13 protein-coding genes are annotated in these 15401 nt (G+C 72.8%); 3 read left to right on the top strand and 10 right to left on the bottom strand.

Annotation, left to right across the window (positions count from 1 at the left end; genetic code table 11):
• The 8 genes from I4I78_RS19755 to metG all read right to left on the bottom strand — a co-directional run.
• On the bottom strand, nucleotides 1–822 hold an 822-nt coding region (locus I4I78_RS19755; RefSeq protein ID WP_218612883.1), incomplete at its 3' end, for an ABC transporter permease.
• Complete coding sequence (locus tag I4I78_RS19750; RefSeq protein ID WP_218612882.1) at nucleotides 819–1826, bottom strand: ATP-binding cassette domain-containing protein; 1008 nt, start codon at nucleotides 1824–1826, stop codon at nucleotides 819–821. The genes I4I78_RS19755 and I4I78_RS19750, both read right to left, overlap by 4 nt.
• Before the next feature lie 303 nt (nucleotides 1827–2129).
• Nucleotides 2130–3956 carry an ABC-F family ATP-binding cassette domain-containing protein gene (locus I4I78_RS19745; protein WP_218612881.1) on the bottom strand — a complete coding sequence of 609 codons (1827 nt, stop codon included), beginning with the start codon at nucleotides 3954–3956 and terminating at the stop codon, nucleotides 2130–2132.
• Nucleotides 3956–4948, bottom strand: coding sequence for a 4-(cytidine 5'-diphospho)-2-C-methyl-D-erythritol kinase (locus I4I78_RS19740; RefSeq protein ID WP_218612880.1), 993 nt, complete (start codon nucleotides 4946–4948; stop codon nucleotides 3956–3958). Before I4I78_RS19740 ends, I4I78_RS19745 begins: the two co-directional genes overlap by 1 nt.
• Before the next feature lie 100 nt (nucleotides 4949–5048).
• Nucleotides 5049–5924: a 16S rRNA (adenine(1518)-N(6)/adenine(1519)-N(6))-dimethyltransferase RsmA gene (rsmA, locus tag I4I78_RS19735; protein ID WP_218612879.1), complete on the bottom strand. Its 876-nt coding sequence runs from the start codon at nucleotides 5922–5924 to the stop codon at nucleotides 5049–5051.
• Nucleotides 5925–5947: 23 nt separating this feature from the next.
• The gene (locus I4I78_RS33890; RefSeq protein ID WP_308252234.1) at nucleotides 5948–6853 is read right to left on the bottom strand and encodes a transglycosylase family protein; all 906 of its coding nucleotides are present in this window, start codon (nucleotides 6851–6853) and stop codon (nucleotides 5948–5950) included.
• Nucleotides 6854–7144: 291 nt separating this feature from the next.
• Nucleotides 7145–7969: a TatD family hydrolase gene (locus I4I78_RS19725; RefSeq protein ID WP_218612878.1), complete on the bottom strand. Its 825-nt coding sequence runs from the start codon at nucleotides 7967–7969 to the stop codon at nucleotides 7145–7147.
• Entirely contained in the window at nucleotides 7966–9756 is a 1791-nt protein-coding gene (gene metG / locus I4I78_RS19720) for a methionine--tRNA ligase (protein ID WP_218612877.1), read from the bottom strand. The genes I4I78_RS19725 and metG overlap by 4 nt, the downstream gene beginning before the upstream one ends.
• Before the next feature lie 106 nt (nucleotides 9757–9862).
• Here metG and I4I78_RS19715 point away from each other — a divergent pair, with 106 nt between their 5' ends.
• Nucleotides 9863–10435 carry a hypothetical protein gene (locus I4I78_RS19715; RefSeq protein WP_218612876.1) on the top strand — a complete coding sequence of 191 codons (573 nt, stop codon included), beginning with the start codon at nucleotides 9863–9865 and terminating at the stop codon, nucleotides 10433–10435.
• 70 nt (nucleotides 10436–10505) lie between these two features.
• Here I4I78_RS19715 and I4I78_RS19710 read toward each other — a convergent pair whose 3' ends face one another.
• A complete protein-coding gene (locus I4I78_RS19710; RefSeq protein WP_218612875.1) occupies nucleotides 10506–12314 on the bottom strand; it encodes a glycoside hydrolase family 15 protein in 1809 nt (602 codons plus the stop codon).
• Complete coding sequence (gene zwf, locus I4I78_RS19705; RefSeq protein WP_218612874.1) at nucleotides 12311–13729, bottom strand: glucose-6-phosphate dehydrogenase; 1419 nt, start codon at nucleotides 13727–13729, stop codon at nucleotides 12311–12313. Before zwf ends, I4I78_RS19710 begins: the two co-directional genes overlap by 4 nt.
• Before the next feature lie 77 nt (nucleotides 13730–13806).
• Between zwf and I4I78_RS19700 the strand changes: the two genes are divergently transcribed.
• Nucleotides 13807–14289 (top strand): cation:proton antiporter regulatory subunit, encoded by a 483-nt coding sequence (locus I4I78_RS19700; protein WP_218612873.1) that lies wholly within the window; start codon nucleotides 13807–13809, stop codon nucleotides 14287–14289.
• Nucleotides 14290–14292: 3 nt separating this feature from the next.
• A partial coding sequence (locus I4I78_RS19695) for a cation:proton antiporter (protein ID WP_218612872.1) occupies nucleotides 14293–15401 on the top strand: 1109 nt, incomplete at its 3' end.

Below are 15401 nucleotides of genomic sequence, written 5' to 3'. Positions count from 1 at the left end.
GTAGAGCACCACCGCGACCGGGGCGAAGACCGCCACGATCACACCGGCGACCAGCAGCGACGCCGTCGCCGGGCCGGCCACCGGGCCGCCACCGAGCAGGCCGCGCACCGCGTCCGCGGTCAGCGACACCGGGTTGACCGCGACGAAGCCCTGCAACCAGCCGGGCATCGTCTCGGCCGGTACGAACACCGAGCTGGCGAACGTGATCGGCAGCATGATCAGGGCGCTGAGCCCCTGCACCGACCGCGGCTCGCGCACCACCATCGCCAGCGCCGTGAAGATCCAGCACAGGGCGAACGCGAACGCGATCACCAGGCCGAACACGGTCAGGATCGCCAGCGGCGAGGCGTCAGTGCGGAACCCGAGCAGCGTCCCGAACGCCAGCATGATCACGCCGGAGGTGAGGTAGCGGACCAGGTCGGCGCCGATCGCGCCGAGCAGCGGGGCGCCGCGCGAGATCGGCAGGCTGCGGAAGCGGTCGAAGATCCCGGTCTTGAGGTCCTCGGCGAGCCCGACCCCGGTGCCTGCGGAGGCGAACACGACGGTCTGCAGCAGCACCCCGGGCAGCGCGAACTGCAGGTAGGTGGCGCTGTCGCCGGAGATCGCGCCACCGAAGACGTACACGAACAGCAGCAGGAAGATGATCGGCTGCAGGGTGACGTCGATCAGTGCCTCGGGCGAGTGCACGGTCTTGACGATCCCGCGCCGGGCCAGCGTCGCCCCGTGCCGCAGGATCGACGGGACACGGGTCTGCGCCGGTGCCGCGCCGAGTGTGGTCGGGCCGGGCGGCGGGGCCGGCCGGGTCTGGACGGTCGTGCTCATGCTGCGGACTCCTCGTGGGTGTCGCCGGGGGGGCCGGCGGCGGCGGCCGCGCGGCCGGTCAGGGTGAGGAAGACGTCGTCGAGGCTCGGCAGGCGCAGCCCGATCTCGGCGACGGCGATGCCGGCCCGCTCGAGCCGGTCGCCCGCCCGGTGCAGCAGGGCCTGCTCGGCGGCCGGGGCGGTGATCTCGCCGGACGGGTCCACCGACGGCGCGGCCCCGGTCAGCTCGGCGACGATCGCGGTCGCGGACCGGACGTCGGCGGTCTCGGTCGGGCGCACGTGCAGCCGGCGGCCGCCGACCCGGGCCTTGAGCGTCGAGGCCGTTCCGGAGGCGATCACCTTCCCGGAGTCGAGCACGACCAGGTCGTTCGCCAGCTGGTCGGCCTCCTCCAGGTACTGCGTGGTGAGCAGCACGGTGACGCCCTCGTCGGCGAGCCTGCGGACCGACTCCCACACCTCGTTGCGGTGCCGTGGGTCCAGGCCGGTCGTCGGCTCGTCGAGGAACAGCACGTCCGGGCGCCCGATCAGGCTGGCCGCCAGGTCCAGGCGCCGGCGCATGCCGCCGGAGTAGGTGCGCACCCGTCGCTTCGCCGCGTCGCGCAGCCCGAAGCGGTCGATCAGCTCGTCGGCACGGGCGCGGGCGGTGCGCCGCGGCAGGTCCAGCAGCCGGGCGATCAGCACCAGGTTGTCGACACCGGTCAGGGCCTCGTCGACGGCGGCGTACTGGCCGGTGAGGCCGATCCGCCTGCGCACCCGGGCCGGCTCGGCGGCGACGTCGTGGCCGAGCACGGTGGCGACGCCGGAGTCGGCGCGCAGCAGTGTGGACAGCACTCGCACGGTCGTCGTCTTGCCGGAGCCGTTCGGGCCGAGCAGCCCGAGCACGGCGCCGCGGCGCGCGGTGAACGAGACGCCGTCCAGCGCGCGCACGTCGCCGTAGACCTTGGTCAGGCCGTCGACCTCGATGACCGTGTCGGCACTCGGTCCGGGCAGCGCAGAGGAGCTCATGGCGACCAGCGTCGGCCCCGGCGCTGACGCCGGGCTGACCGCGCCCTGACACGGACCTGGCCGCCGGTCCCGCCCGACCCCCGAAGGAGAGCACGAGAATCGGCTCGCCACCGCCCCCCGGCGGTGGCGAGCCGATCATCCCCCCGTCTGCGCGACGACGCTCCCCAGCCCGTCGCGCTGCCACGACGGTAGCCCGCGGAGCACCCGCTGCGGATCGGTCGAACTACTGATGTCGGGTACGACTTAGGGAGGAGCCCGGACGGGGGAGGCGGTCAGTGCCGACGATCGTTCCGCAAGCTTCTCTCAGGACTCCGCGCGCTCCGCGGCGTCGAGCCAGTCCAGCTCGATACCTTCCCGTTCGGCCACGACGGCCTTGAGCTCGCGGTCGAGCTCCAGCAGCCGGGACGGCTCGGTCGCGGCCTCGGCGAGCTGGGCGTGCAGCTTCTCCTCCCTGGCCGTGAGCGCGGTCATCCGTCGCTCCAGCCGGGAGGCCTCCTTGCGGGCGGCGCGCTGCTCGGCCGCGCTCGAGGACCCGTTCCGGGCGCCGGCCGTCGCGGTCGCCGCCGTGGAGCCCGCGTTCGCGGTCGGGTCGGACGCCACCGACAGGCTGCCGCCGGTGTCGCCGGCCGCGGCGCGCCGGGACATGTACTCCTCGATCCCGCCGGGCAGGTGCGTGATCCGCCCGTCGCCGAACAGCGCGACGACGGTGTCGCAGACCCGCTCGGTCAGGTACCGGTCGTGGCTGACCACGATCAGCGTGCCCGGCCAGCCGTCGAGCAGGTCCTCGAGGTTGGCCAGGGTGTCGACGTCGAGGTCGTTCGTCGGCTCGTCGAGCAGCAGCACGTTCGGCTCGTCCATCAGCAGCCGGGTGAGCTGCAGGCGGCGGCGCTCGCCGCCGGAGAGCTGCCCGACCGGGGTCCACTGCCGCGCGGCGGGGAACCCGAGCCGTTCCAGCACCGACGACGCCGTCATCTCCTGCTTGCCGAACCGCACGTACTTGGCGACGGCCTCGGTCGCCTCCAGCACCCGCATGTTCTTCGGCAGGTCGACGAGCTCCTGGGTGAGCTGCGCGAGCTTGACGGTGGTGCCCTGGATCCGGCGCCCGGAGTCCAGCTCGCGCTCGCCGGTCAGCGACCGCAGCAACGTCGTCTTGCCGGAGCCGTTGATCCCGACGATGCCGACCCGGTCGCCCGGCCCGAGCCGCCACGTGACGTCGTCGAGCAGCGTGCGCCCGGCGACGGTGACGGTCGCGTCCTCCAGCTCGAGCACGGTGCGCCCGAGCCGGTTGGTGGCGAAGCCGAGCAGCTCGACGGTGTTGCGCGGCGGCGGGACGTCGGCGATCAGCGCCTCGGCCGCCTCGATCCGGTACCGCGGCTTGGACGTGCGCGCGGGCGGGCCGCGGCGCAGCCAGGCCAGCTCCTTGCGCGCCATGTTCTGCCGGCGGGCCTCGGCGGCGTCGGCCTGGCGGCTGCGCTCGGCACGGGCGTAGACCCAGTCCGCGTAGCCGCCCAGGTAGCTCTCCACCCGGCCGCCCGCGACCTCCCAGGTCCGCGTGCAGACGGTGTCGAGGAACCAGCGGTCGTGCGTGACGACCACGGTCGCGCAGCGCCGGTCGGTGAGGTGCCGGGCCAGCCAGCTGATGCCCTCGACGTCGAGGTGGTTCGTCGGCTCGTCCAGGATCACCAGGTCCAGCTCGCCGACCAGCGCGCTGGCCAGGGCGATGCGCCGTTTCTCGCCGCCGGACAGGCCCTCGGTGGGGCGCTCCAGGTCGGCGATCCCGAGGCCGTCGAGGACGTCGCGCACGCGCGGGTCGGCGGCCCACTCGTGATCGGCGTCGTAGTCGGCCAGCACCACGTCGCGGATCCGGGACCCGGCCGGGAACGTGTCGCGCTGGGCCAGGTGCGCCATCCGCAGGCCGTTCACCCGGCTGACCCGGCCGGACTCGGGCGCCCGCTCGCCGGTCAGCACGTCGAGCAGGGTCGACTTGCCGCCGCCGTTGAGGCCGACGACGCCGATCCGCTCGCCGCGCTCCACCCCGAGGGAGACGGCGTCGAGCAGCACCCGCGAGGCGTCACCGGGCACGTGCGCGGTGACCGACTCGAGGTTGAGCAGGTTGGTCCGGGCGGCCATCAGGCACGCACCGGGGGCCAGGCGCCGGATCCGTCGGTGCCACCGCGGCCGGACGGCGGTGCGCCCGGCGGCGGGTCGGCGTCGTCGACGACGCGGGCGCCGCCGACCGGGCCCTGCGCGACACGCACGGTGCGGCACACCCCCGCGCCGGCCAGCTCCGCGGCCACCTCGACGCCTGCGTCGGCGTCGGCGCAGAGGAACGCGCACGTCGGGCCGGAGCCGGACACCAGCCCGGCCAGCGCGCCGGCGTTCACCCCGGCGCGCAGCGTGCGGCGCAGGTCCGGGGCCATCGACACGGCGGCGGCCTGCAGGTCGTTGCCCAGGTTCAGCGCGAGCTGGCGCGGGTCGCCCCCGGCCAGCGCCTCGAGCACCGGCTCGACCGGACGCTCGGCGGGCTCGGTGTCACCGCGCAGCCGGTCCAGCTCGCCGAACACGGCCGGGGTGGACAGCCCCCCGCGGGCCAGCGCGATCACCCAGTGCAGGCGGTGCCGGGCCAGGACCGGGATCACCTGCTCGCCGCGCCCGGTGCCCAGCGCGGTGCCGCCGTGCAGGGCGAACGTGACGTCGGAGCCGAGCTCGGCGGCCATCACCGACAGCTCCTCACGCGAGAGCTCCATCCGCCACAGGTTCGACAGCGCGACCAGCGCACCGGCGGCGTCCGCGGACCCGCCGGCCATCCCGCCCGCGACCGGGATGCCCTTGCGGAGCACCACCCGGACGTCCGGGTCGCGGCCGGCGCGCGCGGCCAGCATCTCGACCGCGCGCCAGGCCAGGTTCGTGGCGTCGATCGGGACCTCGGCCACGCCGTCGCCGTGCACCTCGAGGGTGGGCTCGTCCGCGTGCTCGACCGAGACCTCGTCGAACAGGCTCACGGCGTGGAACACGGTGACCAGATCGTGGTAGCCGTCCTCGCGGACCCCGCCGACGGCGAGGTGAAGGTTGATCTTCGCGGGTACCCGGACGGTCACCGGGCGCGGAACGGCGGACAGCACCGCTCAACCCTACGGGCACCCCGGCCGGGCGCGCCGGGACCCGCCCGCCGACGGTGGCCCGACTCACCGCGACGCGCCCGCCGCGGCCCTCCGCCGGACGTCAGCGGCGCGCGGCGGCGATCGCGGCGAACCCGCCGATGTCGACGCGTTCGGCGCGGGTCATCGGGTCGATGCCGGCCGTACGCAGCGCCTCCTCGGCCGCCGCCGCGGACCCCGCCCAGCCGGCCAGTCCCGAGCGCAGGGCCTTGCGGCGCTGCGCGAACGCGGCCTCGACGACGGCGAACACCTCCGCCTTCGGCACCTGCGACGGCGGGTCCCGGCGGGTGAACGCGAGCAGCCCGGAGTCGACGCCGGGGACCGGCCAGAACACCGCGCGCGGCACCGGGCCGGCCCGGCGGGCGGAGGCGTACCAGGCCAGCTTCGCGCTGGGTGCCCCGTACTCGCGCGAGCCGGGCGGCGCGGCCATCCGGTCGGCGACCTCGGCCTGCACCATGACCAGCCCGCTGCGCAGTCCCGGCAGCTCGGCGAGCAGGTGCAGCAGCACCGGGACGGCCACGTTGTAGGGCAGGTTCGCCACGATCGCCGTCGGGCCCCCGGAGTCGGCACCGTGCGCGGCGGATCCCGTGACGCCCAGCTGGGCGGCGGTGACCCGCAGCGCGTCCGCGGTGGTGATCCGCAGGCGGTCGGCCAGCTCGGGGGCGCGCTCGGCGACCGTGCCGGCCAGCGCACCGGACAGGACCGGGTCGATCTCGACGGCGTGCACACGGGCGGCGACCGGCAGCAGGGCCAGCGTCAGCGACCCGAGCCCCGGCCCGACCTCGAGCACCTCGTCGGTGTCGTCGACCCCGGCCGTGCGGACGATCCGGCGCACGGTGTTCGGGTCGTGCACGAAGTTCTGGCCGAGCTTCTTGGTCGGCCGCAGGCCGAGCCGTTCGGCCAGCGCGCGGACCTCGGCGGGGCCGAGCAGCCGGGACACCGGCCCGGCCGGGTCGCCGGGGTTCAGCTCAGGCCGAGCTTGGACGAGCAGGACGGCCAGGCGCTGTAGCCGCCCCGGTCGTCCTTGATCTTGTTGGCGACCGTGATCTGCTCCTCGCGGCTGGCCTGGTCGGGCCGGGGCGCGAACTCGTCGCCGTCGTAGGCGTTCCAGGTCTGCGTGTCGAACTGCAGTCCGCCGTAGTAGCCGTTGCCGGAGTTGGTGGACCAGTCGCCGCCGGCCTCGCACTTGGCCAGCTTGTCCCACACGGCTCCGCCGGAGACGGCCGGAGCGGACTTGGCCTTGTCGCCGGCGTCGTCGCCCGCCTCCGCCGCGGGGGCGTCCTTCTTCTTCGTGCCGACCTTGACCACCTTCGGCTTGGCCGGGGTCGTCGCGCCGGCGCCGATGCGCTCGCGCGAGACCTCCTTGCCCTCGGCGTAGGTGACGCGCCAGATCGTGCTGCGGGCACCCTCGGAGCCCGGGTCGACGACGGTCTTGGTGCCCTCGGGCATCGACTCGTCCTCGACGACCTGCTCCGGCGGGGCCATCTTCTGCAGCTCGACGATCTGCTGGCCGTTCATCTGCGCGGCGGCCGCGGACTGCAGCGTGCCGGACGCGGCGGCCGGGACGATGCTCATCGCGGCCTGCGGGGCCGCAGCGGCGAGCGGGGTCGAGTTGGAGGCCAGGTCGGCCTGCAGCGACGCGGTCTGCTCGGCGCCGGGGAGCTCCGGGGAGAGCACCGCGGCGGCCAGGCCACCGGTGGGCAGCGAGAACAGCGCGGCGGCCACGGCGGTCCGGCGGCCGGTGCGCGGGCGCTCCAGGCTGCGGTGCCGGCCGGTGTCGAGCCCCGCCGGCGCGCCGCCCCCGGGGAAGGCCCCGTGGAACGGGGCGGAGGGGGCGCCACCCTGATGCGCAACGGCATCACGGGGCACACGACCAGTGCGCACGACGTGCTCGACCATGACATCCCGACGACTCGTCTGTCCGGGCAGGGGAGGAATTCGCAGGGACGACGACCGGTGCCTGATGCTTGGGGAGCGGACCGGTCGTCGTCGCCGCGAGAGCTGGGGAGCGTTCCCCACCCCGGCGGGTTCGAACCGGAACGTTAGCCCACCGTGACCCGCCGGACGGAACCCCGACACGCCCCGCTCGGCGAGCGGACGATCTCCGACGACGAGCGTGGACGACCCACCGATCGTCGCGACCCGATGCCGCCGAGCAGATCAGGCCAGTCCGAAGATCCGCTCGGCGTTGCGCCGGGTCACCTCGGCGACCCGTTCGGCCGCGTCGCCGCGCACGCTCGCCAGACCCCGCACGGTCCACGGCAGGCAGTACGGCTCGTTCGCCCGGCCGCGGTGCGGGTGCGGGGTCAGGAACGGCGCGTCCGTCTCGACCAGGTACTGCGCGTCCGGGACCAGCGCCGCCGCCTCCCGCAGGTCGGCCGCGTTCTTGAACGTCACCGGCCCGGCGAACGACAGGACGTAGCCGGCGTCGGCGCACTCGCGGGCCATCGCCGCGTCGCCGGAGAAGCAGTGGAACACCACCGTCTCCGGCGGGCCCTCCTCGCGCAGGATCCGCAGCACGTCGGCGTGCGCGTCCCGGTCGTGGATCATCAGCGGCTTGCCGGTGCGCTTGGCCAGCCCGATGTGCCAGCGGAAGCTGTCCTGCTGGCTCTCCGGAGGGCTGTGGTCCCAGTAGTAGTCCAGACCGGTCTCGCCGATCGCCACCACCCGCGGGTCCGCCGCGAGCGACTCGATCTCGGCGAGGTCGCGCTCGGTGACCTCGGCGGTGCGCGTCGGGTGCAGCGCGACCGCGGCGAACACCCGGTCGTCCCAGTGCGCGGCCTGCACCGCCCACCGGGCGGCCGCGAGGTCGTCGGCGATCGTGACGGCGCGCGTCACGCCCACCGCGCACGCCCGGTCCATCGCCGCGGCGACGTCGGCCGCGGACTCGCACCCGCACGCGTCGAGGTGCGTGTGCGAGTCCACGGTCGGGGCGCCCAACGGCTCCGGCGGGTCCGGCCGCTCCCGCCGCCCGTGCGCGCTCACGAGGAGATCGGGGCCCACTCGGGGCCGGTCTCGCCGAGCTTCGGGTCCAGCTTGCCGAAGATCGGGCTCGGCTTGGCCAGGGGACGGCCGACCTCGATCGGGGTGGACCTCCAGGACGCCTGCTCGTCGGCGTAGTCGCCGGTCAGCACCGGGTAGGACGGGCCGTCGCCGAGGTCGTCGACCTCACGCAGCTCGGGCTGGGCGGCCCAGACCCCGCTGTTGCCGAGCGCCTCGTGCACCTTCTGCGCGGCGTGCGGCATGAACGGGGTGAGCATCGTGTTCGCGTCCTGCACGACCTGCAGCGCGGTGTGCAGGATCGTGTCCCGGCGCTCCGGGTCGTCCTTGCGCTTCCACGGCTCCTGGTCCGAGATGTACTTGTTCGCCGCGGAGATCACCCGCATGGCCTCGGCGACGGCCTGCTTGAACCGGTTGCGCCCGAGCAGCGCACCGACCGTGTCGAACCCGGCCCTCGACGTCGCGAGCATCGCCGCGTCGTCGTCGGTGGGTGCGGTCGGCGTCGGGATCGCGCCGACGTTCTTGTGCGCCATCGAGATCGAGCGGTTGACCAGGTTGCCCCACTCGTTGGCCAGCTCGAAGTTCGTGCGCCGGACGAACTCGTCCCAGGTGAAGTCGGTGTCCTGGCTCTCCGGGCCGGCGACCGAGATGAAGTAGCGCAATGCGTCCGGGCCGAACTCGCGCAGGAAGTCCCCGACGTAGATCACGGTGCCGCGCGAGGTGGAGAACTTCGACCCGCTCATCGTCAGGTACTCCGAGGAGACCACCTCGCTGGGCAGGTTCAGCGTGCCGAACGGGCCGGGCTCGCCGCCGCGGTCGCCCGCGCCGTTCTGCCCGAGCAGGATCGCCGGCCACATCACGGAGTGGAACGTGATGTTGTCCTTGCCCATGAAGTAGTAGGCCTGCGCGTCCGGGTCGGTCCACCACTGCTTCCAGGCGTCCGGGTCCGGCGTGCGCCGCGCCCACTCGACCGAGGCCGAGAGGTAGCCGATCACCGCGTCGAACCAGACGTAGATCTTCTTCATGGACTGGTCGTCCCAGCCCTCGAGCGGGACCGGCACGCCCCAGTCGAGGTCGCGGGTGATCGCGCGCGGCTTGAGGTCGGAGACGAGGTTGGCCGTGAACCGCAGCACGTTCGGGCGCCAGTCGGTACGGGTGGAGAGCCAGCTGCCCAGCGACTCCGAGAACGCCGGCAGGTCCAGGAAGTAGTGCTCGGTCTCGACGAACTTCGGCACCTCGCCGTTGATCTTCGAGCGGGGGTTCTTCAGGTCCACCGGGTCCAGCTGGTTGCCGCAGTTGTCGCACTGGTCGCCGCGGGCGCCGTCGTAGCCGCAGATCGGGCAGGTGCCCTCGACGTAGCGGTCCGGCAGCGTGCGCCCGGTGGACGGGCTGATCGCGCCCATCTGCGTCTTCGGGACCACGTACCCGTTGTTGTACAGCGACCGGAAGATCTGCTGCACCACCTCGTAGTGGTTCGTGGTGGTGGTGCGGGTGAACAGGTCGTAGGACAGGCCCAGGCCCTGCAGGTCCTTGGTGATCACGCCGTTGTACTTGTCCGCGAGCTGGCGCGGCGTCAGGCCCTCGGCGTCGGCCTGCACCTGGATCGGTGTGCCGTGCTCGTCGGTGCCGGAGACCATCAGGACCCGGTCCCCCGACATCCGCCGGTAGCGGGAGAACACGTCGGAGGGCACACCGAAGCCGGAGACGTGGCCGATGTGTCGGGGACCGTTGGCGTAGGGCCACGCCACGGCGGTCAACACGGCAGAACTCATACGATCAGCGTATTGGCCGGGGGAAAGCCGATTGCGGGCGGTGCTCGGGCACCGCCCACGCGGGCTGCACAGGCCGTCCACAGGCGCGGCTGCCATCATCTCGCAGGTGGACACGCGGACCCGGGAGCAGGCACGGGCGGCCCTGCTCGATGCGGGGCTGCAGCTCTGGGCCGACGGCGGGTGGCCGGCCGTCACGCTCGCCCGGGCTGCCGCCGCGGCCGGGACCACGGCGGCGGACTTCGCCGAGGAGTTCCCCTCCGACATCGACCTGACCTGCGGCATCTTCGACGACATCGTCAACGAACGGGCCTCCTCGATGATCACCGCGATCGCCGAGGCCCCGCCATCGATGGCACAGCGGCTCCGGGCCTGCCTGGCGGCGATGGTCGACGACGTCGGTGCCGACCGTCGCCGGGCCGTCGTACTCGCCGAGCCGATCGGCTGCCCGGAGCTGCTGGCGCGCCGGCGCAGCGCCAACCGCGGGTTCGCCGGGATGGTCGTCACCCAGAACGCGGAGACCCGGGCCGAGCCGGAGGACCTCCTCGCGGCCGGGCACTACTGCCTGGGCGGCCTCGGCGAGCTGGTCTTCGCCTGGCTGGACCCGGCCAGCCCGGTCGACCGGGACCTGGTGATCGAGCACGGCGTCCGCCTCTTCGAGGCCTGCGTGCGGATCAGGTAGCGGCGGCGCCCGGCTCAGACCTCGGCGGAGCCCCCGGACCAGGCCGGTGCGAGCGTCCCGCCGGCCGGCGCTACCCCAGCGCGCGGTCCAGGTTGATCGCGGAGCTGATCAGGGACAGGTGGGTGAAGGCCTGCGGGAAGTTGCCCAGCTGGTCGCCGGTCAGGCCGATCTCCTCGGCGTAGAGGCCCAGGTGGTTGCCGTAGGAGAACATCTTCTCCAGAGCGATCCGGGCCTGCCCCAGGCGCCCGGCGCGGGTCATCGCCTCCACGTTCCAGAACGAGCACATCGAGAACGTGCCCTCGCCGCCGTCGAGGCCGTCCGGGGAGTCGGAGACGTCGTAGCGGAACACCAGGGTGTCCACGACGAGGTCGGCGTTGATCGCGTCCAGGGTGGCCAGGAACCGGGGCTCGGTCGGAGCGCAGAACTTGACCATGGGCATGAGCAGGACCGACGCGTCGAGCGTGGTGGCGCCGTAGCGCTGGACGAACGACCCGACCTCGGGGTCCCAGCCGCGTTCCATGATCTGGTCGTAGATCTCGTCGCGGGTCGCCGTCCAGGCCGGGACGTCGCCGGGCAGGCCGCGCTGGCGGGCCATCCGGATCATCCGCTCGATCGCCACCCAGCACATCAGCCGGGAGAACACGTGGTTCTGTCGACCGGCGCGGGTCTCCCAGATCCCCTCGTCGGGCTGGTCCCAGTTCCCGCGCAGCCAGTCGACGATCACGGTGAGGTTGCGCCAGTCGTCGTGCGAGATACCCGACCCGTACTTGTTGAACAGGTAGACCGAGTCGACGATCTCGCCGTAGATGTCGAGCTGCAGCTGGTCCGACGCTCCGTTGCCGGCCAGCACCGGCCGCGACCCCCGGTAGCCCTCCAGGTGGTCGAGCTCGGTCTCGGCCGGGGTCTCGTCGCCGTCGATCGTGTACATGACCTGCAGGGGCCCCTGCTTGCCGTTGCCCGGACCCTCGAAGCGGTCGGTCATCCAGTCGATGAACGCCCCGGCCTCCTCGGTGAACCCGAGCCGCAGCAGCGCGTAGAGCGTGAACGCCGCGTCGCGCATCCAGACGTAGCGGTAGTCCCAGTTCCGCTGCCCGCCGACCTGCTCGGGCAGGCCCATCGTCGGCGACGCGATCACCGCGCCGGTCGGTTCGTGGGTGAGCATCTTGAGCGTCAGCGCCGAGCGGTGTACGCGTTCGCGCCAGCGCCCGGCATAGACGGAGCGCGACAACCAATCCTGCCAGAACGCGACGGTGCCCTCGAACAGCGCGTCGACGGCCGACAGGTCGAGCTCGTCGCGATGCTCCGGGAGCTGCCCCACCTCGAGCACGAAGACCTCGTTGCACCCCTCGCCGAGGGTGAACTCCGCGGACGCCTGCGCGTCACCGGCCTCCAGGGCGACGGTCGAGGCCAGGTCGAGGGCGACCGTGCCGCCGGTGAAGCGCACCCCGGCGTCGGTCTGCTCGACGTCCGGGCGCTCGCGGGCGTAGTCGGTGCGCGGGGCCACCTCGACCCGCATCCCGACCTCGCCGCGCACGCTGGTGACCCGGCGGACCAGGCGCTGGCGGTGCTCGTCGTCGTGCGGGCGCAGGACCACCATGAAGTCCTGCAGCTCGACGATGCCGGCCTCGGTGAGGAAACGCGTGATCAGGATGTTCGAGTCGGGGTAGTAGAACTGGTGCCGGGTCGCGATCTCACAGGTCGGGGTCAGCGACCAGTGCCCGCCGGACCCGGCGTCGAGCAGCGAGGCGAACACGCTCGGCGAGTCGAAGCGCGGCGCGCAGAACCAGTCGACGGTGCCGTTCGTGCCGACCAGGGCCGCGGTGCGCAGGTCCCCGATGATCCCGTGCTCGGCGATCGGGAGGTAGTACCCGCTGGTCATTTCTCCTCCGGCACACGCCAGCCGCGCTCACCGGGCAGGTCGAGCGCCTCCTGCGGGCCCCAGGAGCCCTTCTCGTAGGGCCGGGTGGGCGGCGGGTCGGCCAGCACCGGGTCGCACAGCTCCCAGAGCCGCTCCACCTCGTTCGTGGAGGTGAACAGTGTCGGGTCGCCCTTCATCACGTCGAGCAGCAGGCGCTCGTAGGCTTCGAGGGGTTCGGCGTCGGGGAACGAGTCGTGCAGGTCCAGGCGCATCCGGCCGCGACCGATCCGCATGTCCGGGCCGGGGATCTTGGCGCGGACGTCCAGCTCGGCGGTGGGGTCGTCGGCGAGCTCGAGCACCAGCTCCGACGGCGGCCCCACGGTGCCGCTGCCGTCGGGGAACATCTGCATGGCGGGCTCGGCGAACCCGATCGTCACGGTGCGCCGGGTCGCGCCCATCGACTTGCCGGTGCGCAGGTAGAACGGCACGCCGAACCAGCGCCAGTTGTCGACGTAGGTCTCGATCGCGACGAACGTCTCGACGTCGGAGTCGTCGGCCACGCCGTCCTCGTCGCGGTAGCCGTCGTACTGCCCGAACACCACCCGGGACGGGTCCAGCGCGCGCAGCGAGCGGAACACCTTCTCCTTCTCCTCGTGCAGCTGGGCCGGGGTGATCCGCACCGGCGGCTCGAGTGCGAGGAAGCCGAGGATCTGGAACAGGTGCGTGGAGATCATGTCCCGGAACGTGCCGGTGGCCTCCATGAACGACGCGCGCCCCTCGATCCCGATCGCCTCGGGCACGTCGATCTGCACGTAGCAGATGTTCTGCCGGTTCCAGATCGGCTCCAGCAGACCGTTCGCGAACCGCAGCGCGAGGATGTTCTGCACCGACTCCTTGCCCAGGAAGTGGTCGATCCGGAAGATGTCGTGCTCCCGGTAGACGTCCTTGAGCCCGGCGTTGAGCTCCCTGGCCGACTCCAGGTCGGTGCCGAACGGCTTCTCCATGACCAGCCGGGACCGCTCGGCGATCCCGGTCTCGCCCAGCATCGAGACCATGCCGAGCATCGCCCCCGGCGGGACGGACAGGTAGACCAGCCGGCGGGTGTCGTCACCTGCGAGGTCCTGCTCCGCGGCGCGGACGGCCTCGGCCAGGTCCTTCCCGTCGTCGGCGGAGGAGACCGTGAAGCTCAGCCGCGGGGCGAAGTCGTCCCAGCCGCTGATGTCCTCGTCGTCGCGCAGAGCGTCGTGGATCTGCTGCCGGAACTCGTCGTCGGTGCCCGGTGAGTGACGCCCGGAGCCGATGATCCGGAAGTCCTCCGGCAGCAGGCCCGCGTTCTGCAGGTGCAGCAGCCCGGGGAACAGCTTGCGGCGCGCGAGGTCGCCGGTCGCGCCGAACAGGACGATGACGTGCGGTGGCAGCGATGAATCCGGCTCCATGATCTGCGGTCTACCCGTTCCCGGGATCACGGAACCGCTGGGCCACCCCACGTCACGGCAGGGGTTACCGTTGCAGTGTGAATGTGGACGTCACGCCCCTGCCGGGCATCGGGGTGCGCAAGGAGTTCGTACTGCGCAACGGCCGTCGGATCGGGGTCATCTCGCACCGGGACGGGCAGATCGAGCTGATCCTGTCCAAGGCCGACGACCCGGACGCGTGCGTCGCCGAGCTGCCGCTGACCCCCGAGGAGGCGACCGTGCTGGCCAACCTGCTCGGGGCGCCGCAGCTGGTCGCGCAGCTCAACGACGAGCACAGGGACCTGCCCGGCATCCACACCAAGCAGCTGCCGGTGAAGACCAACAGCCCGTTCGACGGGCGCACGCTGGGCGACACCGCCCTGCGCACCCGGACACAGGTGTCCGTGGTGGCCGTGATGCGCGCCGGACAGGCGCACCCCTCGCCCACCCCGGACTTCACGCTGACGGCAGGGGATCTGCTGGTCACCGTCGGGACCGCGGAGGGGCTGGAGAACGCCTTCAAGATCCTCACCCACGGCTGACGCGTGGATCACACCGCACTCGAACTGATCGAGCTCGGCGCCGTCTTCTTCGGTCTGGGGCTGCTCGGGCGCCTCGCCAACCGGATCGGGCTCTCCCCGATCCCGCTCTACCTGATCGGCGGGCTCGCGTTCGGGTCCGGCGGGATCCTGCCGCTCGGCGACATCGGTGACTTCACGGGGCTGGCCGGCGAGGTCGGCGTCGTCCTGCTGTTGTTGCTGCTGGGGCTGGAGTACTCGGCCGCCGAGCTGATCACCGGGCTGCGGCGGTCCTGGACGTCCGGGATCCTGGACGTGGTGCTCAACACCGCGCCGGGTGTGGCGGTCGCGCTGATCCTGGGCTGGGGCCCGGTCGGGGCGATGGTGCTCGGCGGCGTCACCTACATCTCCTCGTCCGGGATCGTCGCCAAGGTGCTCTCCGACCTGGGCCGCCTGGGTAACCGGGAGACGCCGGTGGTGCTGTCGATCCTGGTGTTCGAGGACCTGGTGATGGCCCTCTACCTGCCGATCCTGACCGCCCTGCTGGTCGGGGTCACGTTCTTCGGTGGGCTGGCCGCGGTCGGCATCTCGGTCGCGGTGATCTCGGTGGTGCTGCTGGTCGCGCTGCGCTACGGCCGCTACGTCTCGGCGATCGTGGACAGCTCCGACCGCGAGGTGTTCCTGCTCAAGGTGCTCGGCGCGGCGCTGCTGGTGGCCGGGTTCGCCTCCGCGCTGCAGGTCTCGGCCGCGGTCGGCTCGTTCCTGCTCGGCATCGCCATCTCCGGGTCCACCGCGGAGAACGCCACGAAGCTGCTCGAGCCGCTGCGGGACCTGTTCGCGGCGATCTTCTTCGTGGTGTTCGGGCTGAACACCGACCCGCGCGCGATCCCGCCGGTCCTGGGGTGGGCGGTCGTGCTGGTCGTCTCCACGACCCTGACCAAGCTCGCGACCGGCTGGTGGGCCGCCCGCCAGGCCGGCATCGGGAACCTGGGCCGGGCCCGTGCCGGGGCGGCACTGGTGGCCCGCGGCGAGTTCTCGATCGTCATCGCCGGACTGGCCGTGAGCTACGCCGCGGTGCCCGACGAGCTCTCCGCGCTCGCCACCGCCTACGTCCTGATCATGGCCGTGGTGGGCCC

Source organism: Pseudonocardia sp. KRD291 (genome assembly GCF_019263595.1).
Classification (GTDB): domain Bacteria; phylum Actinomycetota; class Actinomycetes; order Mycobacteriales; family Pseudonocardiaceae; genus Pseudonocardia.
Note: the sequence above shows the minus strand (reverse complement) of the source record. Positions and strands in the feature narration are given on the sequence as shown.